The 25,492-nt window shown below is 67.1% G+C and carries 13 protein-coding genes; 6 read left to right on the forward strand and 7 right to left on the reverse strand.

Annotated features, from left to right (window positions below; translation table 11 throughout):
* The 4 genes from OCH7691_RS00290 to OCH7691_RS00305 form a co-directional block, all read right to left on the reverse strand.
* Entirely contained in the window at window positions 1-942 is a 942-nt protein-coding gene (locus OCH7691_RS00290; RefSeq protein ID WP_085883412.1) for an ABC transporter permease, read from the reverse strand.
* 11 nt (window positions 943-953) lie between these two features.
* Window positions 954-2,003, reverse strand: a complete 1,050-nt coding sequence (locus OCH7691_RS00295) for an ABC transporter permease (protein ID WP_085883413.1) — start codon at window positions 2,001-2,003, stop codon at window positions 954-956.
* Window positions 1,993-3,555 carry an ABC transporter ATP-binding protein gene (locus tag OCH7691_RS00300; RefSeq protein WP_085883414.1) on the reverse strand — a complete coding sequence of 521 codons (1,563 nt, stop codon included), beginning with the start codon at window positions 3,553-3,555 and terminating at the stop codon, window positions 1,993-1,995. The genes OCH7691_RS00295 and OCH7691_RS00300 overlap by 11 nt, the downstream gene beginning before the upstream one ends.
* Before the next feature lie 70 nt (window positions 3,556-3,625).
* Window positions 3,626-4,636, reverse strand: coding sequence for a BMP family protein (locus OCH7691_RS00305; protein ID WP_085881438.1), 1,011 nt, complete (start codon window positions 4,634-4,636; stop codon window positions 3,626-3,628).
* A 325-nt stretch (window positions 4,637-4,961) separates the two neighbouring features.
* On the opposite strand from OCH7691_RS00305, the gene OCH7691_RS00310 reads away from it, so the two are divergent.
* Window positions 4,962-7,184, forward strand: a complete 2,223-nt coding sequence (locus OCH7691_RS00310) for an SLC26A/SulP transporter family protein (protein ID WP_176244872.1) — start codon at window positions 4,962-4,964, stop codon at window positions 7,182-7,184.
* A gap of 13 nt (window positions 7,185-7,197) precedes the next feature.
* Here the strand turns inward: OCH7691_RS00310 and OCH7691_RS00315 are convergent, their stop codons facing one another.
* Window positions 7,198-14,289 carry an RHS repeat-associated core domain-containing protein gene (locus tag OCH7691_RS00315; protein WP_176244873.1) on the reverse strand — a complete coding sequence of 2,364 codons (7,092 nt, stop codon included), beginning with the start codon at window positions 14,287-14,289 and terminating at the stop codon, window positions 7,198-7,200.
* A gap of 313 nt (window positions 14,290-14,602) precedes the next feature.
* On the opposite strand from OCH7691_RS00315, the gene OCH7691_RS00320 reads away from it, so the two are divergent.
* Genes OCH7691_RS00320 through OCH7691_RS00330 form a run of 3 tightly spaced genes read left to right on the forward strand, consistent with a single transcriptional unit; the run spans window position 14,603 to window position 19,395 of the window.
* Window positions 14,603-15,784: a D-alanine--D-alanine ligase family protein gene (locus OCH7691_RS00320; protein WP_085881441.1), complete on the forward strand. Its 1,182-nt coding sequence runs from the start codon at window positions 14,603-14,605 to the stop codon at window positions 15,782-15,784.
* Window positions 15,785-15,794: 10 nt separating this feature from the next.
* A complete protein-coding gene (locus OCH7691_RS00325) occupies window positions 15,795-18,200 on the forward strand; it encodes an MFS transporter (RefSeq protein ID WP_085881442.1) in 2,406 nt (801 codons plus the stop codon).
* A gap of 4 nt (window positions 18,201-18,204) precedes the next feature.
* Entirely contained in the window at window positions 18,205-19,395 is a 1,191-nt protein-coding gene (locus OCH7691_RS00330; RefSeq protein WP_085881443.1) for an ABC transporter substrate-binding protein, read from the forward strand.
* A gap of 13 nt (window positions 19,396-19,408) precedes the next feature.
* Here the strand turns inward: OCH7691_RS00330 and OCH7691_RS00335 are convergent, their stop codons facing one another.
* Entirely contained in the window at window positions 19,409-20,302 is an 894-nt protein-coding gene (locus OCH7691_RS00335; RefSeq protein ID WP_085881444.1) for a LysR family transcriptional regulator, read from the reverse strand.
* A gap of 95 nt (window positions 20,303-20,397) precedes the next feature.
* On the opposite strand from OCH7691_RS00335, the gene OCH7691_RS00340 reads away from it, so the two are divergent.
* The gene (locus OCH7691_RS00340; RefSeq protein WP_085881445.1) at window positions 20,398-21,366 is read left to right on the forward strand and encodes an NAD-dependent epimerase/dehydratase family protein; all 969 of its coding nucleotides are present in this window, start codon (window positions 20,398-20,400) and stop codon (window positions 21,364-21,366) included.
* A 7-nt stretch (window positions 21,367-21,373) separates the two neighbouring features.
* On the opposite strand, the gene OCH7691_RS00345 is transcribed toward OCH7691_RS00340, so the two are convergent.
* Window positions 21,374-23,629: an adenylate/guanylate cyclase domain-containing protein gene (locus OCH7691_RS00345; RefSeq protein ID WP_176244874.1), complete on the reverse strand. Its 2,256-nt coding sequence runs from the start codon at window positions 23,627-23,629 to the stop codon at window positions 21,374-21,376.
* A gap of 254 nt (window positions 23,630-23,883) precedes the next feature.
* On the opposite strand from OCH7691_RS00345, the gene OCH7691_RS00350 reads away from it, so the two are divergent.
* On the forward strand, window positions 23,884-25,491 hold the full coding sequence (locus OCH7691_RS00350; protein WP_217807723.1) for a peptide chain release factor 3: 1,608 nt from the start codon (window positions 23,884-23,886) through the stop codon (window positions 25,489-25,491).
* Window position 25,492: the final 1 nt, after the last annotated feature.

Consider the following 25,492-nt stretch of genomic DNA (forward strand, 5'->3'; position numbering starts at 1 on the left):
CTAGCGCTCCCCTTTCCGGAACGGGATCAGCAGCGCCTTCGGATAGGCGGCCCGGCGCGACATGATGATCAGGGCGACGATGCTGAGCAGATAGGGCGCCATCAGGAAGAACTGATAGGGAATGATCACGCCCGAGGCCTGCTGCACACGGATCTGCAGGGCGTCGAAGGCGGCGAACAGGAGCGCGCCGAAGAGCGCCTTGCCCGGACGCCACGAGGCGAAGATGACCAGCGCCACGCAGATCCAGCCGCGCCCGTTGATCATGCCGAAATAGAAGGCGTCGAACACCGATATCGTGAAGAACGCGCCACCGACCGCCATCAGCGCGCTGCCGACCATCACCGCGCCGGTGCGGACGGCGAACACGTCGATGCCCTGCGCCTCGACCGCCATCGGATTCTCGCCGACCATCCGCACCGTCAGGCCGAGCGGCGTCCGGTAGAGCAGCCAGGCGACCGCCGGCACCACGAGATAGGCCACGTAGGTCAGCGGCGACTGGTTGAAGAGCGGCCCGCCGAACAGGGGAATGTCGGCAAGGTAGGGGATCGCGTAAGGCTGGAACGGGACGATCTTGGGCGGCGTCGTCACGTCGGGAAGGAAGACCCGGAAGGCGAAATAGCTGAGCGAGGAGGCGAACAGCGTGATTCCGATGCCGGAAACATGCTGGGAGAGCCCGAGATAGACGCTGAAGATCGCGTGCAGCAGGCCGAACAGCGCGCCGACCGCCGCCGCGACCAGAACCGATGTCCACAGGTCGCCACCCTGGTAGACCCAGAGCCAGGCGATCATGGCGCCGAAGGTCATGATGCCCTCGATGCCGAGATTGAGCACGCCGGCGCGTTCGCAGATCAGTTCGCCGAGGGTGCCGAAGATCAGCGGCGTCGCCATGCGGATCATCGCCGCCCAGAAGCCCGCCGCGAGGAAGAGTTCGAAGAATTCCATCGCCGTCCCCTTCAACCCCGACGCAGCCGGTAGCGGGTGAACAGCATGCTCGCCAGCACGCAGAGCAATGCCGTCGCGGTGATCACGTCCGCCAGGTAGTTGGAAATCGACATCGCCCGGCTCATCGCGTCGGCGCCGTTGTAGATCGCGGCGATGAAGATCGCCGAGGCGATCACGCCGAGCGGATGCAGCCCCGCCAGCATGGCGACCGCGATCCCGGTGTAGCCGAAGCCGGGCGAGATATCGAGGGTCAGGTAACCCTTGAGCCCCGCAACCTCGGTGACCCCGGCAAGCCCCGCCAGGCCGCCGGAGATCAGCGCCGTCCTGAGGATCACCCGGTTCATCGGCAGGCCGGCGAAGCGCGACGCCTCCGGGTTCAGGCCGACGGCGCGGATCTCGAAGCCCCAGCGGGTGAAGCGCATCAGCGCCCAGACCAGGACGGCGACGGCGACGGCGATCACGAAGCCGGCATGCAGCCGGGTTTTGGCGACCAGCAGCGGCAGCGTGCCCTCGTCGACGACCGGCGCGGCCTGCGGCCAGCCCATGGCGAGCGGGTCCTTCCACATGCCGAAGAGCAGCCAGTTGGCGAACAGGAGCACGACGAAATTGAGCAGCAGCGTCGTCACCACCTCGTCGACCTGCAGGCGAACTTTCAGGATCGTCGGGATCAGCAGGAGGATGCCGCCGGCGATGGCGCCGATCACGAACAACGTCGGGATCATCAGGTAGGGCGGCAGCGTGAAGGCGCCGGTCCCGAGCCAGGTAACCGCCATCGCGCCGGCGTAGAGCTGGCCCTCGCCGCCGATGTTCCAGAGCTTGGCGCGGAAGGCGACGGCGACGGCAAGACCGGTCAGGATCAGCGGCGTCGCCCGGGTCAGCGTCTCCGAAAGAGCGAAGACGGAGCCGAGCGCGCCGCGAACCAGGCTGGCATAGGCCGCCCCCACCGGCGCGCCCGCCCAGACGATCAGCCCGCTGGACAGGAACAGCGTGACCACCACCGCGGCGACCGGCGCCATGACGCCGAGCCAGGCCGGCGTCGTTTCCCGGGGTTCAAGCCGCATGGCCCGCGCCTCCCTGTGCGGCGGCACCGCTCATCATCAGGCCGAGCTCGGTGAGACCGAGCCCCTCGACCGGCCGCGACGCGCTCAGCGTGCCCTGGTACATCACCGCGACCCGGTCGGAGATCGCCAGCAGTTCGTCCAGGTCCTCGGTGATCAGGATGACGCCGGCGCCGCGCGCCCGGGCGGCGAACAGCTGCTCGTGCACGTAGGCGGCCGCCCCGACGTCGAGGCCCCGCGTAGGCTGGTTGGCCAGAATGACCGCCGGTTCCCGCGACAGCACGCGGGCGAGAATCAGTTTCTGCATGTTGCCGCCGGACAGCGAACGCGCGAGCGCCGCCTCGTCGGCACCGCGAATGTCATAGCCCCGGATCAGCGCCTTCGCATGCTCTGCGATCGCCCGGAAGCGGAAGATCCCGAACCGCTGGAACCGTGCCGAGCGATAATCCTCGAGGATCAGGTTCTCCTCGGGCGTCATGTCGCCGACGACGCCGAAGCGGTGGCGGTCCTCGGGCACTCGCCCGACCCCGCTCGCGACCATCGCCGCCGGCTCGGCGCGAGTCACCGGGCGCCCGAGCAGTTCGAGGCTGCCGCTCGCCGCGACCGCGAGCCCGCTCATGAGCGCGGCGAGCGACCCCTGTCCGTTGCCCGAAACGCCGGCGATGCCGAGGATCTCGTGCTCGCGGAGTTCCAGGTCGACGGAACGGAGCGCGGGCTGCGCCTCGGCCGCGGCCACGGATACGCCGGCAAGGCGGAGCACCGTCTTGCCCGCCGCCATTGCCTGGCGCTTCGGCTGGGCGACCTCGCGGCCGACCATCGCGGCGGCAAGGGCCTCGCGGCTGGTCTCGGACTTGCGAAAATTGGCGACCACCTTGCCGCGCCGGAGCACGGTGACCCGGTCGGCGATTTCCATCACCTCGTTCAGCTTGTGCGAAATGAAGATCACCGAGAGCCCGTCGGCGACCATCTGGTGCAGGGTCTCGAACAGGGTGGCACTTTCCTGGGGGGTCAGCACCGCGGTCGGCTCGTCGAGGATCAGCACCCGGGCGTTGCGGTAGAGCGCCTTGAGAATCTCGACCCGCTGGCGCTCACCGACCGAGAGTTCCTGTATGCGGGCATCGGCGCGGACCGCGAGGCCGAAACGGTCGGCGAGTTGGGCCAGCCGCGCGCGAGCCGCCTTGTGGTTCTGGCGGAGCGCGAAGAGCGGCTCTGCGCCGAGCACGATGTTCTCCAGCACCGTCATGTTATCGCCGAGCGTGAAATGCTGGTGGACCATGCCGATACCGACATCGATAGCGGCCCGCGGCGAACCCGGCGGGAGGGTCTGGCCGAAGGCCTCGATCGAACCCGCATCGGCCACGTAATGGCCGAACAGGATGCTCATCAGGGTGGTCTTGCCGGCACCGTTCTCGCCGAGCAGGGCGAGCACTTCACCGCGCCGCAATTCGAGCGAGATCGCATCGTTCGCGAGCAGCGCCCCGAACCGCTTGGTGATGCCGTCGAGGCGGAGCACGAAGGGTGCCTCCGCCGTCGCGGCGGGCTTCACGGGTGTCATCGGCTGGTGGCCCGGCATGGCGGGGCGGCCACCGCCCGGATCGATGGTGATCCGGACGGCGGCACCCGTACTAGAAGGTCGATTTCGGTTCCTCGTCGTTGATCTCGACGGTGAACTTGCCGGCCATGATATCGTCCGCGACCGCGTTGACCTTTGCCTTGACGTCGGCCGGGATCTTGTCGTCGAAACCGTAATAGGGGGCGAGCGTCGCGCCGCCCTTCGCCATCATCGTCCATTCCCGGTAATCGGCGGCCTCGAACGTGCCGGCCTTGACCTGTTCGATGGCATGGCCGAGCGCGCTCTCCATGTGCCAGAGCGCCGAGGTGACGACCACCCCGCCGCCGTTCTCTTCCTTGTTCATGTCGTTGACGTTGCCGAAGGCAATGATGCCTTTCTCGCGGGCGGCATCGACGACGCCGGCGCGCTCGGCATAGAGCACGTCGACGCCCGATTCGATCTGGGCGAAGGCGAACTCCTTGGCCTTGGGCGGGTCGTACCAGGAGCCGATGAAGGACACCTTGAACTGGGCATCCGGCCTGACCGAACGGGCGCCGGCCATGAAGGCATTGAACAGCCGGTTGACCTCGCCGATCGGATAGCCGCCGACCATGCCGATCTTGCCGGTCTTGCTCATGTTCCCGGCGATGATGCCCATCAGGTAGCAGGGCTCGTGAATGTAGTTGTCGAAGACCGAGAAATTCTTGCCGTACGGCTTGCCCGGGTCGCCCATGACGAAGGCGACATTCGGATAGTCGTCGGCCACCTTGCGGGCCTCGCGGCTGATTCCGAAGGCTTCGCCGACGATCAGCTGCACGCCGCTTTCCGCATATTCACGGAGCACCCGGACATAGTCGGTGTTCGGAACCTTCTCCGAGAACTTGTACTCGATCGTCCCGGCCTTTTCGGCGGCGACGAGGGCGCGATGGAGCGTTGCATCCCACTTCTGCTGGATCGGCTGGGTGTAGATACCCGCGACCTTGATCTTGTCGGCCGCGGTCGCCAGGCCGGTCGTCAGTATGGCCAATGGTATCGCGGCAAGGGTGGCAAGCACCGTGCGGCGACGGATATCTGCGAATTGCATGTTCGAAAGCCTCCTTGCTTTTCTACGCGGCGCCGGTTGTATCCGGTCGTCGGCCGTGCTTCGCATGATGCGGAAGCGCCGGCCGTGCGCTTCAGTCGTGAACCCGGATGGTCCGCATTTCGGGCGCCAAAGGCAAGAGCAGAGCAAGAGGCGGGCCAACCCGCGGAGCCCGCTGGATCGGGAGGACGGAACGCCACGGTGGCAATCCCTGCCCGAATTTCGCGCACGCCTGTTCACAAAGCGGGCATCGACGGGACGACCGTGGGTGCCCGGTCCGAACGGCTGTGCTAGCCTTCTGCCGCTTTTTCACAAGACTGGCCGAGGCATGACGATCGACACCACCGCCATGAACAGCACCCGGCGCATCGAGGGCATCTTCCGCGACATTTCGGCCGGCGCCGTCGTCGCCCTCGTCAGCGCCGCCTACAGCCTTTCCTACGCGGCACTGATCTTTTCAGGCCCGCTCTCGGGCGGAATAGCCGCGGGCATCACCGTTTCGCTGATCGGCGCGGCGGTCGGCGCGATCGCGGTGGCGGTGCTCGGCTCCATTCCGGTCGCGATCTCAGGGCCCGACACCGCGTCGATGGCGATCTTCTCCGGCGTCTCCGCGGCGATCGCGAGCAATGCGATGATCGCCGGCGACGCAGATACAGCGATCTTCCAGGTCCTTGCGACCATGACGGTGACGGCCCTGCTCACCGGCGGCGCCCTGCTGGTCTTCGGTGCATTGCATCTCGGCGCCTGGATCCGGTTCATCCCCTACCCTGTGGTCGGCGGCTTTCTCGCCGCCTCGGGATGGCTGCTCTGCGTCGGCGCCATCAACATGATGAGCGGCGACCGGATCGATTTCATGGCATTCGACCAGCTTATCGGCGCGGATTACTGGCCGCGCCTCGGCGCCGGGCTTGTCTTCGCCGCGGTCATGTTCATCGCGACGGTCCGCGTCAAGAGCGCCCTCATGGTTCCGGGTCTGCTCGTCCTCGGCAGCCTCGTCGTTCACCTGGTGCTGCTTGCGACCGGCACCGGGATCGACGAGGCGCAAGCCGGACAATGGCTGCTGCTGCCGCTCGAGAAGCCCGACCTCTGGCTGCCCACCGCCATGTTCGAACCGGGCGCGGTCGACTACGCGCTCATACTCGCGGAATCCGCCGGCATCGCCACGGTCGTTGTCGTCACGACGATGGCGATCCTGCTCAACGCAACGGGACTGGAGGTCTCGTTCGCCACCGACGCCAATCTCGACCGCGAACTGAGGGCAAACGGCGTCGCCAATATCGTTGCCACGGTCGCCGGCGGCCTGCCGAGCAGTCTCGGGGTCAATCGCAGCCTGCTGAACGCCCAGGCCGGGGCGACCGGGCGGACGGCCGGCGTGGCGAGCGGCATCTTCTGTCTCGGCTTCCTGTTCTTCGGCGGCGATCTCGTCGGATACGTCCCGCGACCGGTGCTCGGCGGAACGCTGCTGTTCCTCGGCGTCTCGGTGCTGGTCAGCTGGCTCTGGAAGACCCGGAAGCGGCTCGCCATGCCGGACTACCTGCTGATCCTCGCCATCCTGGTGGTCATCGTGAACGAGGGCTTCCTCGCCGGCGTCGTCCTCGGCGTCGTCGCGGCCTGCCTGATCTTCGCGATCAGCTACAGCCGCGTTCGGGTCATCAAGAACGATCTGACCCGGGCTGAATATGCGAGCCATGTCGACCGGCCGCAGAGCGAGGGGCATGCGCTCTGCGATCACGGCTCGCAGATCCGAATCCTCGCGCTTCAGGGCTACCTGTTCTTCGGGACCTCGAACCGCGTGTTCGAAGCGGTCAGAAACGCGATCGAACATCCGGGCAAGGAGCCGATCCTGGTCGAGATCCTCGATTTCCGCCTCGTTTCCGGCCTCGATTCGTCGGCCGTCTATTCGTTCGTCAAGTTACGTCAACTGGCCGAGCGCCATGGCATGTTCATCCTCCTGACCGGCCTCTCCACAAGGATCCGGGAGGCCCTCAGGCTCGAGGGCCTGCTGCAATCCGACGACGACAGGCTGCTTGAATTTCCCGACCTCGATCATGGTCTCGAGTGGGCGGAGAATGTGGTGCTCGCCGAGGACCGCACACTGATGGCGGAAGCGGCCTGTCCGTTCTCCGAATGGCTCGGCCGGACGCTCGGACAGGAGAGACTGGCAGAATCGCTGATGCGCTATTTCGAGCGACTCGAACTGGCTCCGGGTGCCAGGCTTTGCGAGGAAGGCGCTGAGGCCGATACCATCTACTTCGTCGAATCCGGACGGATCAGCATTCTGCTGGAACGCCCGGACGGTCCGCCGATCCGCCTCCGCTCGATGATCGGCCATACCATTGTCGGCGAAGTCGGTTTCTATCAGCGCGCCGTGCGCACTGCCTCGGTTGCCGCGGACGAGGCGGCGGTCGTGCACAGCCTGTCGCGATCCGCCTTCGAACGCATGGAGGCGGATGAGCCGGCGCTTGCCGCCGCCTGTCACGCCATGATCGCACGCGTCATCGCCGACCGGCTCGCTTTCTCGAACGCCGAGATCCTCGCCCTGCAACGCTGAGCGGTCGATCGGCCTACGGAGAATCCGAGAGTTTCGGGTCATCGCCACCGAGGCCCATCTCGCCCGGCAGGGTCACGGTCAGGTCACTGGACTCGTCAAGCAGCTGATAGGGCCCCAGGTTCGGATTGGACGTGCCGTAGTCCGGCTGGATCTCGATACCGAGCGATCGGCTGGAAACACGCTGGGACGAACCCAGGTCAAGCGGCTCGTCGTCCGAACTGAAGTGGAGGAACGGCGTCTGATCGGTCGGCTGGACCGACGGAAGAAAGGCGCAGCGCGGCATGCAGGGCGTGAAGAAGGTGACCCGCCCGATGAAGAAGCCGGCGACGAAGCCCCGGACCATGCGCACGGTCCAGTCGATGCCGTCGAAACTGCCATAGCCGGTCAGGGCGCCGCCGGCGAAGGCGGTGGGATAGGCGGCAAGATTGAAGACGAGCCCGAACATCGCCGACCCGAGGCCGCTGACGAAGGCGTTCCGCGCACGGGAATCGCCCGCCCATCCGCCGGCCAGCCTGGCCGTGGCAAAGGCCGCGAGCGTGCCGACGAAGCCGCCGATCGCCCCGCCGAGGGCGTTGTGCAGATAGACGATATTGTTGAAGTCGATGGCCTCGAGACCGGCGTAATACGGGATGCCGCCGGAAATCAGTGTCGCGAGGTCGAGGAAGAACGCCCCCATGACGGTGTTCAGGGTCGAGGTGACGAAGGCATTCGTCCAGAAGCTCGGCTGACGCGGCTTGATCACCTTGTCCTGGACCAGGAACGACAGCCCGAAGAAGAGCCCGTAGTAGGCTGTGATGCCGACGACGTTGGCGAAGAAGCCGAGCGCACCGCCGCTCCAGCCGATGGCGAGCGTCTGCAGCGAACCGGCAACCGCACCGACGACTGTCGCGACCAGGCCGGTCGCCAGTGGTGACAGCGTCCATTCCGGCAGGGCCGCGCGCCCGTCCGGATCGATGAACTGGACCGGGTCCGAGAGCGCATAAAGATACGGATCGGCACTCTGCCAGGCCGGGTCGGGACTGACGAAGCGCCGGATATCCGGATCGTAGTCGCGGGCCTGGAACTGCACGAATCCGGTATCGCCATCGATCTCCTCGCCCGCCCATTTCGGGCGGAAGACATCCTTGCCGCCGGTGCCGGCATCGCTTTCGAGGCGACCGTAGGCATCGAACGACATCGTCGCGACGAGCGCGCCGTCCTGGTTCGTGACCGCCCGGACATTGCCGAGGTAATCCTTGTGAAAATGCAGGATGCTGCCGACCACGGGAAGGCCACTCCCGCCGGAGAAGGCCGCGTGGACGGGCGCCGGGACGGTCGCGCCGACCAGAGCGACGATCGCCATCGGCGCCGCATGACGGAGGTGGCGATAGGCGCCGCCGCCGGGCAGGGCGGCATCGGAACGGAGCACTCCGATCCACCAGAACAGCACCGCCAGCGCGAAGACGCCAAAGGCAATCGGGCCGAACCCGGGCGTTGTCGCGAGGGCGGCCATGGCGGCCGTGGCATGGAGGCGGAGCGCGGCCATGCTCAACGGGTCGTAGAGGGCGGCGCGGGCTTCCAGTGCCGCCGGACCCTGGTGCGGCGGGCGCACGCCTGGCGGCACGGCGCCGGACTGACGGCTGCCCGAGCCGCTTTCGGTCATCGCGATCAGGCGGCCGTGATCACCGATCACGTAACGGGTGTGCTGCTGCCTGCCATCGGGCAGGATCGTGACCTCGTAGAGCGGCCCGACATGGATCGTTCGCGTTCCATCCGGAGCCGTCCTGGTCAGGCGGTGTCCGTTGTGGTCGTAGCTGTAGGTCGCCGTCCTTCCGCCGCTCTCCGTAGAAAGCATGCGGTTCTCGACGTCGAAGACGTAGTGTCGGGTGGCATCGCCCAGGCTCCGCGTGGCGATGTTTCCGTTCGCGTCATACTCCAGCGTCAGGCCATCGCTCCGGCCGGTAAGCAGATAGGGGCGCGCCGTGTCGTAGCTGTAGGTGAGTGTCGTATCGCCACGGGTTTCGGAAACGATCGCGCCGGCACCGTTGAAGGCGAAGCTGCCCTGTTCGCCGCCATTGCTGCCCGAGATCCCGCTCAGACGGCCGAGGCCGTCATAGGAGAGCGCATAGGTGCGGGCGCCCGAAACACCGGCGATCACCTCCCTGATGCTCGCCGGCAGGTCGAGTTCGTCTCGGAAGGCGATGCTTTCCGTATAGATCGGGCCCGATGCGCCGGTGACCGCGACACCGCCGCTCCGGCCGAGCATGTCGCGCGGTCGCTTCTCGGTGACGCCGTTGGCGAAACTTACGGTTTCCGCCTGTTCGAACAGGCCGTAGTCGGAATAGCTCACCACCGGCCGGGTCTGGCCATCCCAGGTCATCGCCTGGCGGGCGCCATTTCCGTAATAGCTCAGTGCGAGCTTCTTCCCGTCCGGGTAGGTGATCGCCGTGACGAGTCCGCCGGCATTGCGCTGGAATATCGTGTCGAACAGATCGCTGCCGGCGTCGCCGGCAAGAGTCAGTCGCTGCAGCGAGACCAGGCCCGAGGCGTCGTAGGCAAAAGTGAGCTTGTTGCCGTCCGGCAGGGCCACGCCCGTGACCCGGCCGATCGGGGCGTTGTAGCGGAAGCCGTTCGCCCCGTCGTAACTGTAGACATAGCCGCCGCCGCGATCGCTCGATTTCCGGGTTACGCGGCCGAGCGGGTCGTACTCGAAACTCAGCGTCTCGCCGTTCCGCACCGACGCGCGGCGCAGACCGCGCCCGTCATAGACTTCGACCGTGAGGCCTGTCGTCGCGTCGTCCCGGCGCACGACATTGTCACGCCCGTCATAGACGAAGCTCGTCTTGCCGCCCTGTGGATCGCTTCGCGAGATCAGCCTGCCGAGCGCGTCGTACGTCATCCGCGTCGGCTCGCTCGCCGGCAGGCTTCGTTCGACGACCTTGCGCCGGAATCCGTCATAGACGGCTTCGGCGACCTTCAGCCATTCGACAGTGCCGGCCTCGTTCACGCGGCGGCGGCGAAGATCGACATATTCGCTGCCGTCCTCATAGGCGAATTGCCGAGTGATGCGCTCGATCCGCCCATTCGGATACACCCGCGTTTCGAGCCGCCCCGCGTCGTCGTAATTGAGATCGATCCAGTGCGGTGCCTTGGCCGGCTTGCCCGACAGGGTCGCCGCGAAGGGCAGCGACATGCCGCTCTTCCGCTGGAGACCGTCATAGGCGGTCTGCTCGACGCGCCAGATGCCGTCGCTGGCGGTCGTCGGCTGCATCCGCCATTCGGCAATGACCCGGCCGAGCGGATCGATGTAGCGCCGCGTCTCGGTGACCCGGCCATCAAGGCGCTGGGTCTCCGACCAATAGAAGCGCCCATCCTTCTCCTGCTTCAGGTGCTTCGATTTGAGCAGGACCAGCGGCGCGCCGGGCGGCGTTGCCATCGTCGCCGTGGTCCAGCTTGCCGGGTCGGCGAGGTTCGGCCCCCAGACGTCGGCCGGATCGCCGAACGGGTCGAGGACGATCCGCGTGATCTCGCCGTTGAAGCCCTGCTCGGCGACCATCCGGCCGTGCGCCGGGTCGACCTGGTCCTTCCGCATGTAGCGTCGTCCGTCGCCGAGATCGAAGAGGCGGGCGACCGGAAAGGCGCTGTAGTCGCTGTCATAGGTCGTGGTCGTGACGAGGCCGCGCGGATCCTTCACGCGCACGACGTTGCCCCAGCTGTCGAGATTGAGCGCGGTCCGAAGGTAAACCGCGGATGGCCCCTCGCCGCTCTGCCATTCGAGCACGTTGATGACGTCGAACACCGGCGGCTTCGGCTGCTGCCCGGAGAAGGAATAGGTGATCCGGGTCTCGCGGAGCGGCGTGCCGGCGGGCTTCGGGACCAGGCCGGGATAAACCGCTTCGGCGGTCCGGTAGTCGAGGATTCCCTGCAGGGGGGTGTCGCTGCCCTGGTTGAAGCGATCGGCGTTGAGGTAGCTGGTGAACCGGGTCGTTTCGTCGCCTTCCGGACCGCCGATCCGGTCGCGTGCGACCGAGGCCGTCATGCCGTTCGCCTGGTAGGTATAGGTCGCGAGATGACGGCTGAGCGTGCGCCCCTGCTCGCCGAAGTTCGTCGTCGTCTCACTGGCGAGGACGGCACCTTCGCGCACCGCCGGGTTCTGCGTCGACGGCAGCCGGGCATAGCTCAGCGTCGTCAGGTCGCGGAGATAGAAGAAGCGCGGCGCGACGGTACCGCCGCCCGGCACCGCGACACAGCCGGCGACCTCCGGACAACCGGTCGCGTTGACCGGCAACGGCGCGGCCAGCGTCCCCTCCTTGACCGTCTGGCCGATATAGGGGTAGCGCTGGGAGAAGGCGCGGTACCAGCCGGCCCGGGTTTCACTTTCCCATTGCACGATCTCCGAGAATCCGAGCCAGCCGTAGTTCCGGTCGAGCTTCGCGCCGCGATAGCGGCGCAGCGTGCGATAGTCCCGCCAGCGACCGCCGGCATCGCGATAGCGGACCGACCAGGCGCCGACGACGCGAAGCGGCATGGCCGCGCGGACGATGTCCGGCGCCGCATCCTCCGGATCGAATTCGTGGATCTCCTCGCCGCCCGACAGCGGCTGGTAATCGACCGCGATCTCCTTGCCGAGCCCGTCGCGGAACGCCACAACAGCCGGCTGGACAAGGGTCGAACGATAGATCGCCCGGCGCTCCTCGACATCGTCACAGGTATCCCCGAGCGGGATCGATTCATCCTCGATGGCCACGTCGCAGACGCCGTTCACGTAGTCGTTCAGACCGTCGCCGTCGACATCGAGGTAGTCGCCGACCTTGTAGGTCCCGAGCGCCCAGGCGTTCCGGCCGAGCAGCGGTGACAGGGTCTCGGCGGTGTCGAGCAGCGAACCGGGCAGGCGGACGTCCGTCTCCTCCGCGAACATTGCCTCGCCCGGCAGACCGGTGCCGTAGCGCACCGCGCAGTTCCGGTCGATGTCGCAATCCTCCTCGACCCAGTCGAGGCGGCCGTCGCCGTTGATATCGACCAGCGCGGGCGAATCGGCCTCGGTCTCGCCGAACACGCCTTCCGGCAGCTGCCCGGCCTGGCTGCCGTCGACGAAGCCGCGACCGGTGCCATAGAGCACCCGGCAATCGGCGCTCTCGTCCGGGCAATGGCCGCGCGCCCAGTCGAGGTTGCCATCGCCGTTCAGATCGGCGAGCAGTGCGATGTCGCCATGCTCGTCGAACAGCGGTCCGGGCAGCGTGAAGAGAGGCGTGCTCGCGAATCCGGCACCGGTGCCCGCATAGACCCCGCAACCCGCTTGCGGACAATCCGCGACCTCGGCAACGTCCGGCAGGCCGTCCCGGTTCAGGTCCGCGATGATCGCGCTCGGCACGCCGTCGCGCGGCGCCATGCCCTGCAACCCCCAACGAAAGGCGATCGGGGTGTCGTCAAAGCTCCCGTCATCCCGCTGCAGGTACAGGCCGCAGGCGACACCGTCGCCATCGCATTCGACATTGAGATAATCGGCCCGGCCGTCGCCGCTCAGATCGATCAGCCGGGCCGAGATGACCGGCGTGATCACGTTGGCGAATACCGGGAGATCGCGCCGCGTCTCGATCACGTTGCGGACCAGCCGCCCGGGCAGAACGCCACTCCGGGTCGGCGACAGGCCCCTGCCGCGCCCCATATTGCGATACCAGGCGCAGGGTGCCTGCTGACCGGTGCCGCAATCCGCCTCGGCATAATCGACAAGGCCGTCGCCATCGACATCGACGGTCACGCCGAGCAGTTTCCGGGTCCAGGGATTGGCGCCGAGGACGGCCTTGTACTGGGCCCGGAACAGGTCTCCGGAAGTCACGAAACGTTCGCCGTCGCCGTAGCTGATCCGGCATGCCTCGCCGTCGCACTCGCGGGGCAGGTAGTCGAGCAGGCCGTCGCCGTCGATGTCGATCAGGTCGCCTTCCTCGCGCGCCCGGGGTCGGCGGAAGAAATCGACCAGCCGGTCGCCGCTGCCACCCGCGACTTTCTGCCAGAGCCAGGTGATGGTGCCGCCGAGCAGCGCCCGGTACTTGCCTGCATCGTCGAAATAGGCGTAACGGCGGAGATCGCCGGGCAACTGGTAGTCGGTCGCGCTGGAAAAGCCGGCATCGCCGAGCGCCCATCTGAATTGCGTCGGCGCGAGACAGGCCCAATCCCGGGCCTCTATCTCGTAAGCGCATTCGGTGATCCGGTTCAGGTAATGCGCGGCCCGGCCGGCCGGGTCGGCCTGATAGGCAAGCGAATAGCGGCGGATCGGCCGGTCGGCGAGCGCCGTGCCGATCGATTCGAGCAGGATCCCGTCGATATCGATCACGCCGCCGCCGCGATAGATCCGGCGGTTCTGCCCGGCCACATCGATCCGGTAGGTGAAGGTGACGATGCGGCGGGCCTTGTCGCCAGCCGTGCCGGCACGATCGTAGGCAACGCGAACCGGATAGCGGGTGCCGGTCTTCTCGCCGCCATAGGTGACGGTGGCGAAATTGCCGAAACGGTCCTCGACCCGCACGAGGAACCACTCGGCGACGACCGAGGCGAGCCCAGGGTCGGCGATCGCCGGGATGACGAAGGCCTGGCCCTTGCCGGCTCCGTCCACCAGTTTGCCGGTCGGCGGCCGGGCGGGATCGAAAACCGCGCCGTACCACTTCTTCGTCCCGTCCTTCAGGCGCACGTGGAAGGCGCAGGGGCCGCCACCGCAATCCCCGGCAGAACGGATATGGGTCCAGCTCTCGACCTCGGTCCGGTAGTCGCCCGGCGCTCCGTACGGCCGTTCGTCGGAAGTCGCCATGAGCTGCTGGCCGCCAAGGCAGAAGCGGTCGCCGGCGTCGTTGCCGACCCCGCCCTTGCGGCCGTTGATCGCCAGGCTGGCGGCGCAGCGGGTAATCGAATCCAGGCCGCCGATCGTCCAGCCGTGGCCGACGACTCCGTTCCCGCCCGCGCTCGAATATTCCAGCGAGAGCGAAGGCGCGATGGCGCCGGTCGCGGGTGGCACCCGGATCGGGATCGAATAGCGGGCCGCGCCCTGGAAATCGTCGACGCTGAACTGGGCCGCGATGGCACCCGGCTGGCTGGTCTCGGCGCGTGGGCCGGCGCCCGCCAGAGCGAACGTCATGATGCCGATCAGCATTGCGGTCAGCCGTGCGGCCGCGCGACACGAAATGCGGGAGGATCGTTCTGTCTGCGACATGGGCATTGCCTGGCTGCTTCGACGCTGTTCCGGCGAACGCTTTCACATCGCGAATTAATATTCAAAAATATATACCAGTGCGTGTATTTGCCCCGCCACACCGGCTCGCCCCTCGCCGGCGCATCAAGCAAATCTTAACGGCGCTGGCCTAGCGTCCTCGTGTGGCAACGCGCCGGGCGTCGTCCCAGCGGCGCCCCGGAAATCCGCCGACCAAGACGAACCCGAGAGACGGGCACAGATGTTCCAGTACGAAATCGCGAATGGCCCGGACTCCCGCCAGCGCCCCGCGTTCGGCGAGCGCGAGCTTTCTCGGCTGTTCCGGTCGCTGCGAATCGCCGTCATCCACGGCGGCGACAAGGAAGATCCCGGCAGCGTGATCTACCGGAGCCACAACCCGCGGACCTGGAAGAGTTACGAGGAAGTCGCCGGCGACATTGCTGCCGCGCTTCGCCGGATCGGCTTCCGCCAGGTCGAGTTGCTGCCCGAGGACATGCGGCTCGGCGACCGCCTGAGGCAGGCCAGGACCCATCTGGCCTGGCTGAACAGTGGCGGCGTTCAGGGCTACAATCCCCTCTGCCATGCGCCGGCGCTGCTGGAAATGCTCGGCATGCCCTATGTCGGGCACAGCCCGCTCAACGCCTCGGCCTTCGACAACAAGCATGTTTTCAAGCGCGAACTGGTTGCCGCCGGCCTGCCGACCTCGCGCTTCATGGCCTGGCGCGGCGGCGGTGGAGCCTTCCGGCCGCACGAAACCGGCCGCTTTCATCGCGCGTTCGGCGACTATGCCGGACCGTTCATCGCCAAGCCGGACTCCGGGCGCGCCTCGCTGGACGTCCATGTCGTCGACGATGTCGAAAGCCTGGTCGACGCGGTCAACGCGATTTACGCCAAGACCCGCAACCTGGTCCTGATCGAGAAATACCTCCCCGGCCGCGAATTCTGCATCGGTGTCGCCGGCCCGGTCGTTTCGCGCGGCGGCGTCCTGGAGCATCTCGGCGCCCCGTTCGCCTTCTCCGCCGTCGAACGACATTTCGACGCCGGCGAACGGATCTTCACGTCGATGGACGTGAAGCCGATCACCGGCCGGCGCTTCCACGCGGTCGATCCGGAATTCGAGCCCGAGCTGGTCGAGGAACTGGGCGCGCTGGCCCGCAAGATCTACATGGAATTCAATTGCGAGACGCTGATCCGGATCGATCTCCGCAGCGATGACAAAGGGCGCCTCCATATCCTCGAGGCCAACCCGAAACCGGACCTCAAACAACCGGGTCCGGACCGCACCTGCCTGCTCAGCTCGGGCCTTGCGCGGGAACGGATGAGCTACGACGACCTGATCTTCTCGCAGATCGCCAACACCCTTCACCTGCTGCTCGCCGACCGCAAGGACACGGTGCCGCATATCGCGGCGCTGGTCGACTGAGCGCGTCGCGATGCAACGGTTCCTGAACAGCGTCCCCATCGCCGCCATCGGCGCACTCTCGCTGCTCCTGCTGACCTATGTCGGATACGGCGAGGCGCTGCGCACCTATTCGGCCTTCCAGCATGAGAGGCTGGCCGCCGAAGGCGAGATCCTGCAGAACGCCATCGAAACCTTCCTGAAGGCGGGCCTGCCCCTCGAACAGTTCATCGGCTTCGACACGATCGCCGAACCGGTCATGCTCTCCGACGACGGGCTTGTCGGGATCACCGTCGTCGACAACGACAGCAGGGTCCGTTTCAGCAAGCAGCGCACCGGCTTCACGTTTCCGCCCGCCGGGGTGCCTTCAGCCGGCGACGGCGGCCCGTCGATGCGCTTCGGCGTCGTCCGCGACGATCTGTACGATCATGTGACGCTTCCGCTCGCGAGCCGCTTCGAACGGCTCGGACAACTTGTCCTGACGGTTCGGAGCGACAGCCTGGTTGCCGCCGTCGATGCCCGCTTCCGCGATCTTGTCCGGATCGTCGGGCTGCTCACCCTCGCCATTGCCGTCATCGCCCTGGCGATCGAGGTCGCCGCGCGACGGCGGCCGATCTTCTGGCACAGGATCGTATACGGGGCAGTCTTCCTCGTCATGGCCAGCCTGGTCACATGGTCGATCGCATCGCTCTATTCCGAGGCAGTTCAGGGCAAGGCGGCGGCACTCGGCAATTCGCTCGGCCAGCGCCTCGGCCAGGTTTTCGCGCTCGACCTCGACCTCTCCGATATCGACGGCCTCGACACGACCTTCGCCGATTATCGGCGGCTCAATCCCGAGATCGGCGAAATCGCCCTGATCCGCGACGGTCGGATCGCGATCGGTACCGATCCGCAACGGCTCGGCGCCGCATGGCTGTCGAACCCGGATAATTTCGAGTACCTGGCGGCGGTCGGCGACGGCAACGCGATCCGTCTCGCGGTGGCGGTGCCGTACGACGTGATCCTCGGCAAGGTCGCACGAAGCGTGAAGAACTTCGCCGTGCTCTTCGTCGCCTGCGCCTTCCTGGCGCTCTTGCTCATGCAGGGCGCCGCCGTAACCCGGCAACTGCGTGTCGCGACGCGGCCGGGCGAGCAGGCCCCCGGGTTGACGGAGCCCGAGATCGGGGACCTGAAGCTCGCGCTGGTGACGCCGATCTTCTTCCTCGCGGTCTTCGTCGAGGCGCTGAACGCCGCCTTCCTGCCCGGGCTGATGGCCGAGATCGCAGAGGGCGCCGGCATGCCGGGACAGGTCAAGGACCTGCTTTTCATGACCTATTTTCTCGGTTTCGCCGCGATCCTGGTTCCTGCGGGGCGTCTGGCCGAACTGCGGGGGCCGCGACCATTGATGCTGGGCGGACTGGCGCTCGCCGCGTGCGGGCTCCTCATCATGGCATTTGCCCACGAGCTTCCTCTGGTCGCCGCCGCACGGGCCTTCTCGGGTATCGGTCAGGGCGCCCTGTTCATCGGCGTGCAAAGCTACATCCTGCGCATGGCGCAGGAATCGAAGCGGACCCAGGGGGCCGCGATCATCGTCTTCGCGTTCAACGGCGCGATCATTTCCGGCTCGGCCATCGGCGGCCTGCTGGTCGCCTACATGGGGCCGGAAGGGGTCTTCCTGGTCGCCGCGGCGATCACCGGTCTTACCTTCCTGAACTGCTTCCTGCAGATCGCCGATCTCGGCCCGTCATCGCCCGACGCGGCCGCCGCCGGCGGCATCGGCCGGACCCTGGCCCGCATGGGCGGCGACCTGAAAGCGCTGATAGCCGACCGGGATTTCCTTCGAACGATGCTGCTGATCGGCATTCCGACCAAGGCCGTGCTGACTGGCGTGGCGATTTTCGCGCTGCCGCTGGTGCTCTCGGGCGCCGGTTTCGCGAAGGAGGATATCGGCCAGCTCATCATGCTCTACGGCGCCGGCGTGCTGATTGCCAGCCGCCAGGTTTCCCGGCTCGTCGACAGGGTCGGCCAGACCACCCCGGTGCTGTTCTGGGGCGCGCTGCTGAGCGCCCTCGCGCTCGTCGCGATCGGGGCAAGCGGCTCGCCCCGCCTCGCCGCGCTGGTGCCGCTGCCCCATGTCGAGCTGGCAACTCTGGCCATCGGCGTCCTCACGCTCGGCCTGGCGCATGGCTTCATCAATGCCCCCGTCGTCACCCATGTCTCGCGCCTTCCGGTTTCGATTGGCATCGGCTCCGGTTCGGCGACCGCGACCTATCGCTTCCTCGAGCGGCTCGGCCATGTCGCCGGCCCGCTCCTTCTCGGCCAGTTCCTGCTCTGGACCGACCACGACCCGCTGACCATCGCTTACGTCGGCGCCGCCATCGCGGCAATGGCGCTGCTTTTCGTGATCCCGCTGGGCGGTTCCCGGCCCCGGTCCCTGTCCTCGGCAAGCGGCGGGGTCTGATACGATGACGACAGCCCGCCGCCACATCCTGCTCGCCTGGCTGTTCCTCGCCGCCGGGGCCTCCGCCTCGCCCGCCTGTGCCGGGGCGCTGACCGACTGGTTCGCCGTCGACGACGCGGTCGCCCACGACTGGCGCCACCTGACGACCGACGACGGAAAATCGGTGACATTGTTCCGGGCCGATGCGGGGGACGCGCCCTCGAAACGCATCTTCGTGCTCTACACGAAGCGCTCCTCTGCCTATGACACCGCGATCAGCCGTGTTCTGCGTGTCCTGGCCCAGAAGGATGTCGATGCCAGCGTCACAGCCGCCATCTTCGACGGCGACGCGGCCGGGGGCGAACGACTGATCGCCGAGGCCGTCGCTCAGCGTTACGACCTGATCTACAGCATGGGCTCCGCGGCGACCGCCTTCATGCATGACCGCTTCATGGGCGGGCCGATCCCGGTGGTGACGATCTGCTCGAAGGATCCGGTCCTGCTCGGCCAGCTCGACGATTACGACAGCGGCAGCGGCAGGAACTTTGCCTACACCTCGCTGAACGTCCCGGTCGAGGTCCAACTCGCCTATCTGAACCGGCTCAGGCCCGATCTCAAGAACCTGGTGCTGCTCTATGCCGAGCAGAATGTGAGCGCGGTCGAAACCCAGGTCCGACCGATGGCGACCCTGGCCGCCGCCGCCGGGATCACGGTTCGCGAACTCGGCGTCGCCGAGCGCGGCAACGCCGGAGCGGAACTGGCCCTGCGGATCCCCGCCATGCTGACGAGCCTGCGAGAGAACGACCCCGAACTCGATGACAGCATCTTCTGGGTGACCGGGTCCACGTCGGTCTTTCGCGAAATCGCGACGATCAACGCCCATGCCGGGCCGGTGCCGGTGCTGTCGGTCGTGCCCGAGGTCGTTGCCGAGGGCGACGAGAGCGCCGTCATCTCGATCGGCGTCAGCTTTGAAAGCAACGCCCACCTGGCGGCGCTCTACGGGATCGCCGTGCTCGACGGCGCCGAGCCCGGCGCCATGCCGGTCGGCCTCGTCTCGCCGCCGGACATCGCGATCAATTTCCGCCGCGCCCGCCACATCGGACTTCGGGTGCCGTTCTCCTTCCTCGAGGGGGCGAGCACGATCTATGCCCCCGACGGCCGGGTCGTGCGCGAGAACGGCAAGAACCTCGCCAGGAAGTTGCCTTCCGACGGCTGACGCGCCGCTGCCGCTATTCCGCCCGCAGGTAACCGCGCAATGCCTCCGCCAGGTGGTCATAGAGGCGGCGCACCGGGCGGTTCAGCCGCAGGTTGCCATGCATGACCAGCCACATTTCCATCGTCGGCCGGAAATCGTCCGGCAGGACAGGCAGCAACGCGGGATCGCGTGCGGCAAGCGGGACCTGCATGCCGCCGATTCCGGCCCCGGCCCGTAGCAGGGCGTGCTGCGCAAGCTCGCTGTCTGTACGGAAGGCCAGCCGCTCGCGCTGCATGTCCGGCGCATGGTCACGGAACAGCCGGCCGAGCAGCGCGTCATCGTCCGGCCCGATCAGCGTGTGTCCGGCAAGATCGGCGACAGTCTTCGGCAGGCCGTGACGGCGGGCATAGTCGCGATGGGCGAAGAGTCCGAGACTGACCGTACCGAGCTTCTGCGCGACATAGCTCGCCTGCGTCGGCCGGATCATGCGCACGGCAATGTCGGCCTCGCGCCGTCCCAGATCCTCGTTCCGGTTCGAGAGCGCGAGTTCAACCGCGATCCCCGGGTTGTCAGCGCCGAAACCGGCGAGTACCGCGGGCAGGATTTCGGCGCCGATCACGTTGCTGGCCGTGACCCGGACCGTCCCGCCCTCTTCCGCCCCGGCGCCCGAGATCGCCCGGCCGATCGCTGCCCGTGCCGCCGCCATCGATGCCGCATGCGGGGCGAGCAGTTGTGCCGCTTCGGTCGGCGCCAGGCCATGGCGCGAGCGTACGAACAGGGTCGTCCCGTGCGCCGTTTCCAGGGCGTCGATCCGGCGTCCGACCGTCGGCTGCGTACTGCCGAGCAGGCGTGCCGCACCCGACAGCGAGCGGGCGCGGAAGACCGCGTGGAAGGCGCGATAAAGGTCCCAGTCGTCGGTTCGGCTCATTATTCATTCTTGTATATCTACTGGTCATTCTTAGCCAATTGATATTCATTCATGATGGCTCGATCCTGTCGGGGAACCGGCTACGGAGGGAACCCATGCCAGACACGATCCTCATCATCGGCGCGACGGGCGGCCTCGGCGGTGCCGCGACGGCGGTCTTTCACCGGCACGGATGGCGGGTCCGCGCGCTGCATCGCGACCCCGTGGCGGCACAGCGGAAGCGGCCCGATCTCGAACATGTCGACTGGCGGGCTGGCGACGCGATGACCGCCGCCGATGTCCGGCGCTCGGCGGCGGGCGCGGCGGTCGTCCTGCATGCGGCGAACCCGCCGGGCTACCGCAACTGGCGGAAGCTCGCCCTGCCGATGCTGGCGCACGCGGCGGACGCCGCCGAGGCGGAAGGGGCCCGACTGATCCTCCCCGGCAATGTCTACAATTTCGGGCCGGACGCCTGGCCCGTCCTGGCCGAGGACGCGCCGCAGCATCCGGCAACCCGGAAAGGCCGCATCCGGGTCGAGATGGAGGCCGATCTCGAAGCGAGGTCGGCCCGGGGCTTGCGGGTCCTGATCGTGCGGGCCGGCGACTTTTTCGGCGCGGACGCGCCGGCCTCCTGGTTCCAGACCGTGATGGTCAAGCCCGGCAAACCACTGCGCAGCGTGACCTATCCGGGCCTGCCGGAGGTCGGTCACGCCTGGGCTTACCTTCCCGATCTGGCAGAGACCATGGTCCGGCTCGCCGAGCGTGAGGACGCACTGCCCCGTTTCGCCCGCTTTCATTTCGGCGGACATTATCTGGAGCGCGGGATCGGCCTCGCGGAAACGATCCGCGAAACAGCCGGAAGGCCCGAGGCGCCCATCCGTCGCTTCCCCTGGCCGCTGGTGACGTTACTGTCTCCGGTCGTGCCGCTGTTCCGCGAGATCGGTGAGATGCGCTATCTCTGGCAAGAGGCAATCCGGCTCGACAACCGGTCGCTGCTGTCGTTTCTCGGCAGCGAACCGCATACCCCGCTGGCCGATGCAGTACGGACGTCGCTCGCCGGACTGGGCTGCCTGGAGGCTCGCTAGCGGCGTCTCAGATTGCGCTGCGGATCGACCCGGCGCCACCGGCGATCTTGGCGGGCAGGCCGGCGACAACCGTCTCGCTCTGCGCCGCCGCCCCCGTTTCCTTGTCGGTCAGCGTCTCGCAGGCGATCCGTTCGCGACAGCGCCGGATCATCTCGGTCGACGGGCGGTCGGACCCGCCGCGAAGCTCGATCACCGTCTGGAAATGCTCGATCGCCGGCTTGTAGCGCCGATTGCGCATCTGTTCGAGGCCCTGCTCGTAGACGGTGATCCAGCCGAAGTCGGCGGTCGGACTGACCGTGTCCTGCATGGCCAGAAGCTCGTAGACGGCCTGAACCTCTTCGCGGCCCTTGACCGCGACATGGTCGAGCTTGCGGGCGATGATGTCGTATTTCGCGATTTCATAGGTCGCCGGCCCGATCATGATCTCGGTGCCGTAGTCCTTGTTCAGCCCTTCCAGCCGGGCCGCGAGATTCACCGGGTCGCCGACCACGGTATAATCGAGTTTTTCCTGCGAGCCGATGTTGCCGACGATCACCCGGCCGGAATTGATGCCGATCCGGGCGCGGAATTCCGGGCGCCCCTCGCGCGCCCATTCGATACGCATCACCTCGAGCAGGCGCTGGCAGTTGAGCGCCGCGCGGCAGGCCGCCACGGCATGTTCGTCGTCCGGCCGCGGGGCACCCCAGAAGGCCATGATCGCATCGCCGATATACTTGTCGATGGTACCGCGATTGACCGCGATCTCGCGCGACATGGCGGTCAGGTAGTCGGCGAGATGCGGCAGGATCCGATGCCCCATCCGCTCGGTCAGTTCGGTGAAGCCGGCGAGATCGCTGAACATGATGGTGAGCGTCTTCCGCTCGCCGCCCGGCTCGGCCAGGATGCCGCGTGCGGTCAACTGGCGGACCAGCTCCGTCGGCAGGTATTTCCGGAACGAACCGAGCCCCCGGCTCATCTGGTATATCGCGGCGGAAAGCCGGTCGATCTCGCTGACGATCGAACGTTCCTCGCTGACCGCGTCGAGTTCGAAGCGCTCGACCCGGCTCGCCTGTCCGATCATCCGGTTGAGCGGACGCACGAACAGCAACTGCGAGACCAGGATCGCCGCCAGCGCGACGATCGCGATCGCCGCGGCCAGCGCGTAAATCAGCTTCCTCGTGTTCTCATTCACCCGGGTCAGGAAATCGCTTTCGGGGACCACGGTACCGATCAGCCAGTCGCCGTGACCGACCGGGGCGAAGGTCACGAAATAGTCGTCGCCGCTGGCCGGGTCGCGATAGGTGGTCTGGCGGGTCTCCCGGAGACTGGCGAGCGGGACATGACCGCTTTGCAGGGCGGCGCTGGCGATCCGCAACAGCGGTTGCCAGGAACTGCCGAGCGTGCGCAGCGCCGCCCGCTCGCCGTCGCCCGCCTGGCTCAGCACCTCGTCGGTATCGGGAAAGGCGATGAGCTCGCCCTCGCCGTTCATGATGAAGGCGGTGCCGTGCTCGCCGACGGAAATCGTCTTCAGGTAGAGCGACAGGCGCTCGAGCTCGATCGCGATCGACACGACGCCGGCGAATTCACCGTCGATATCGAGCGCGAGGGCCGTGTTGATTCCCGGCTTGCCGCTCGACGCGAAGACGTAGACGTCCGTCCAGATCGGACCCGACGTCGCGGTCGCGAGCTTGTACCACTCGCGATCCGGCGAGTAATAGTCGTTCGTGGCGTCCTTGGTCTGGGTGAAATAGAGCTCGTGGCCGTCGCGGACATAGAAGTCGGTCTGGCGAAACGCCTGTTCCCGTGCCGGATCCCAGCGGCTGGTCGCGACCCGGAAATTGACGTTGTCGCGGCGCTGGGCACCGAAGAATCCACCGTCGGGATAGCCGAAGCTGACCCAGGAGAAATGCGAGGACGCCTCGAGGAAGGACAGGAACAGCTCGCGGCGCCGGCGCGGATCCTCGATATCGACGGTCCCTTTCGCCAGCAGGTCGTGCAGCGTCGTCTGGGCGGATTCCGCCTCGGCGAACAGGCCCTGCACCTCCGACTTGATGCCGCCAATGATCTCGCCGTTGAGCTGGCGCGCGATGTCGGCGACATTCTGCCGGGCGGTATATTGCCAGGGGATGTGAACGGCCGCCGCGGCCAGCGCGACGGTCACCAGGACCACGAGGATCAGACTGCTTTGCAGGCCGATACGGAACCGCCGTTCGGGGCGGCCCGTATTGCCGGCCACCTCCGGCCCATCGTCGGCCTGCGCCTTGTTGTAAATGTCGGTCTGCATGTCTTCCCCGCTCCGGCCGCCAGCCGGATTCGCAATTCCACGCACAGTCGAACAGACTTTGCTGAACAGCCCGTTAACGCGCCGTCGGGCGGCCGCGCCCTTTCCTGATGCGCCGCCGCGTGCTATCACCGCCGGCGCCGGGCCGACGCCGCGCGCTGCCGCCTTCGGGGCGGCGCCCCGGACATCGCCCGCCATGATCCGGCGGGAACAGCTGGCCCCGGGCCGCGATCAGTCGAATTGCTGGAGTTTGAGCCGTGTCACAGGCCGCCGCACTGCCCGTCAGGGGCGAAACCGCCGTTGCGAAACGGCGTACCTTCGCGATCATCTCGCACCCGGACGCGGGCAAGACGACGCTGACCGAGAAGCTGCTGCTGAACGGCGGCGCCATCCATCTTGCCGGCGACGTCAAGGCACGCGGCGAGCGCCGCCGGGCGCGCTCTGACTGGATGGAGATCGAGCGCAAGCGCGGCATCTCGGTCACCACCTCGGTGATGACCTTCGAGGCCGGCGAGCATGTCTTCAACCTGCTCGACACGCCGGGCCACGAGGATTTCAGCGAGGACACCTATCGCACGCTGACGGCGGTCGACAGCGCCGTCATGGTGATCGACGCGGCCAAGGGTATCGAGCCGCAGACCCGCAAGCTGTTCGAGGTCTGCCGGCTGCGCGACGTGCCGATCGTCACCTTCATCAACAAGATGGACCGCGAAGCCCGCGAGTCGCTGGAAATGCTCGACGAGATCGCCGAGACGCTGGCGCTCGACGTGACCCCGCTGCTCTGGCCGATCGGCATGGGGCGGAACTTCCGCGGCTGCTACGACTTGGTGAACGACCGCCTGATGGTTTTCGCCGAGGCCGATCGCAAGCGCTTCGGCGCCGTCATCGCGTGCGAGGGACCGGACGATGACAGGATCGGCCAGGTGCTCGATACCGAGGAGCATGCCAAGCTGGTCGAGGATATCGAGTTCGTCCGCGGCGTCTGCCCGCCCTTCGATCTCGAGGCGTATCGCGGCGGACACCTGACGCCGGTGCTCTTCGGCAGCGCGCTGCGCGATTTCGCCGTCACCGAACTGCTCGCGACCGTCGGCGCCTATGCCCCGCCGCCCCGGACCCAGCCGGCCGAGCCACGGGCCGTGACGCCCGAAGAGCCGGCCGTGACCGGATTCGTCTTCAAGGTCCAGGCCAACATGGATCCGAAGCATCGCGACCGGATCGCCTTCTTCCGCATCTGCTCGGGACGGTTCGAGCGCGGCATGAAGCTGACCCACGTGCGCAGCGGCAAGACGATGGCGGTGCATAACCCGATCTTCTTCTTCGCCCAGGACCGCGGTCTCGCCGAGGACGCCTATGCCGGCGACATCGTCGGCATTCCCAACCACGGTACGCTGCGCGTCGGCGATGCGCTGACCGAAGGCGAGGCGTTGCGCTTCACCGGCATCCCGAACTTCGCCCCGGAAATCCTCCGTCGCGTGCGCCTGCTCGATCCGATGCGGGCCAAGCATCTGCGCCGGGCGCTGGAGGATCTGGCGGAAGAAGGCGTCACCCAGATGTTCAAGCCGCTGATCGGCGCCGGCTGGATCGTCGGCGTCGTCGGCGCGCTGCAGCTCGACGTGCTGGCGGCGCGGATCGCCGCCGAATACGAGGTCGAGGCGAGTTTCGAGGCGGCCCCCTACGAGACCGCGCGCTGGGTCACCGCGGCCGACGCCGGCGAAATGAAGCGCTTCATCGACAGCAACCAGGGCTCGATGGCCGAGGATCGTGACGACAATCCGGTCTTCATGGCACGGAACTCGTGGTCGCTCACCCGGGCAATGCAGGACTGGCCGAAGATCACTTTCAGCGCCACCTGCGAGCGTTCGTAGG

Source organism: Oceanibacterium hippocampi (assembly GCF_900172325.1).
Lineage (GTDB): Bacteria > Pseudomonadota > Alphaproteobacteria > Sneathiellales > Sneathiellaceae > Oceanibacterium > Oceanibacterium hippocampi.

What these genes read in the sequence shown, in the direction of transcription:
- OCH7691_RS00305 (WP_085881438.1), bottom strand. Translation starts at nt 4,636, where the DNA reads ATGCAATTCGCAGATATCCGTCGCCGCACGGTGCTTGCCACCCTTGCC.
- OCH7691_RS00335 (WP_085881444.1), bottom strand. Translation starts at nt 20,302, where the DNA reads ATGAGCCGAACCGACGACTGGGACCTTTATCGCGCCTTCCACGCGGTC.
- OCH7691_RS00330 (WP_085881443.1), top strand. Translation starts at nt 18,205, where the DNA reads ATGACGACAGCCCGCCGCCACATCCTGCTCGCCTGGCTGTTCCTCGCC.
- OCH7691_RS00295 (WP_085883413.1), bottom strand. Translation starts at nt 2,003, where the DNA reads ATGCGGCTTGAACCCCGGGAAACGACGCCGGCCTGGCTCGGCGTCATG.
- OCH7691_RS00315 (WP_176244873.1), bottom strand. Translation starts at nt 14,289, where the DNA reads ATGACGTTCGCTCTGGCGGGCGCCGGCCCACGCGCCGAGACCAGCCAG.
- OCH7691_RS00340 (WP_085881445.1), top strand. Translation starts at nt 20,398, where the DNA reads ATGCCAGACACGATCCTCATCATCGGCGCGACGGGCGGCCTCGGCGGT.
- OCH7691_RS00310 (WP_176244872.1), top strand. Translation starts at nt 4,962, where the DNA reads ATGACGATCGACACCACCGCCATGAACAGCACCCGGCGCATCGAGGGC.
- OCH7691_RS00290 (WP_085883412.1), bottom strand. Translation starts at nt 942, where the DNA reads ATGGAATTCTTCGAACTCTTCCTCGCGGCGGGCTTCTGGGCGGCGATG.
- OCH7691_RS00320 (WP_085881441.1), top strand. Translation starts at nt 14,603, where the DNA reads ATGTTCCAGTACGAAATCGCGAATGGCCCGGACTCCCGCCAGCGCCCC.
- OCH7691_RS00345 (WP_176244874.1), bottom strand. Translation starts at nt 23,629, where the DNA reads ATGCAGACCGACATTTACAACAAGGCGCAGGCCGACGATGGGCCGGAG.
- OCH7691_RS00300 (WP_085883414.1), bottom strand. Translation starts at nt 3,555, where the DNA reads ATGACACCCGTGAAGCCCGCCGCGACGGCGGAGGCACCCTTCGTGCTC.
- OCH7691_RS00325 (WP_085881442.1), top strand. Translation starts at nt 15,795, where the DNA reads ATGCAACGGTTCCTGAACAGCGTCCCCATCGCCGCCATCGGCGCACTC.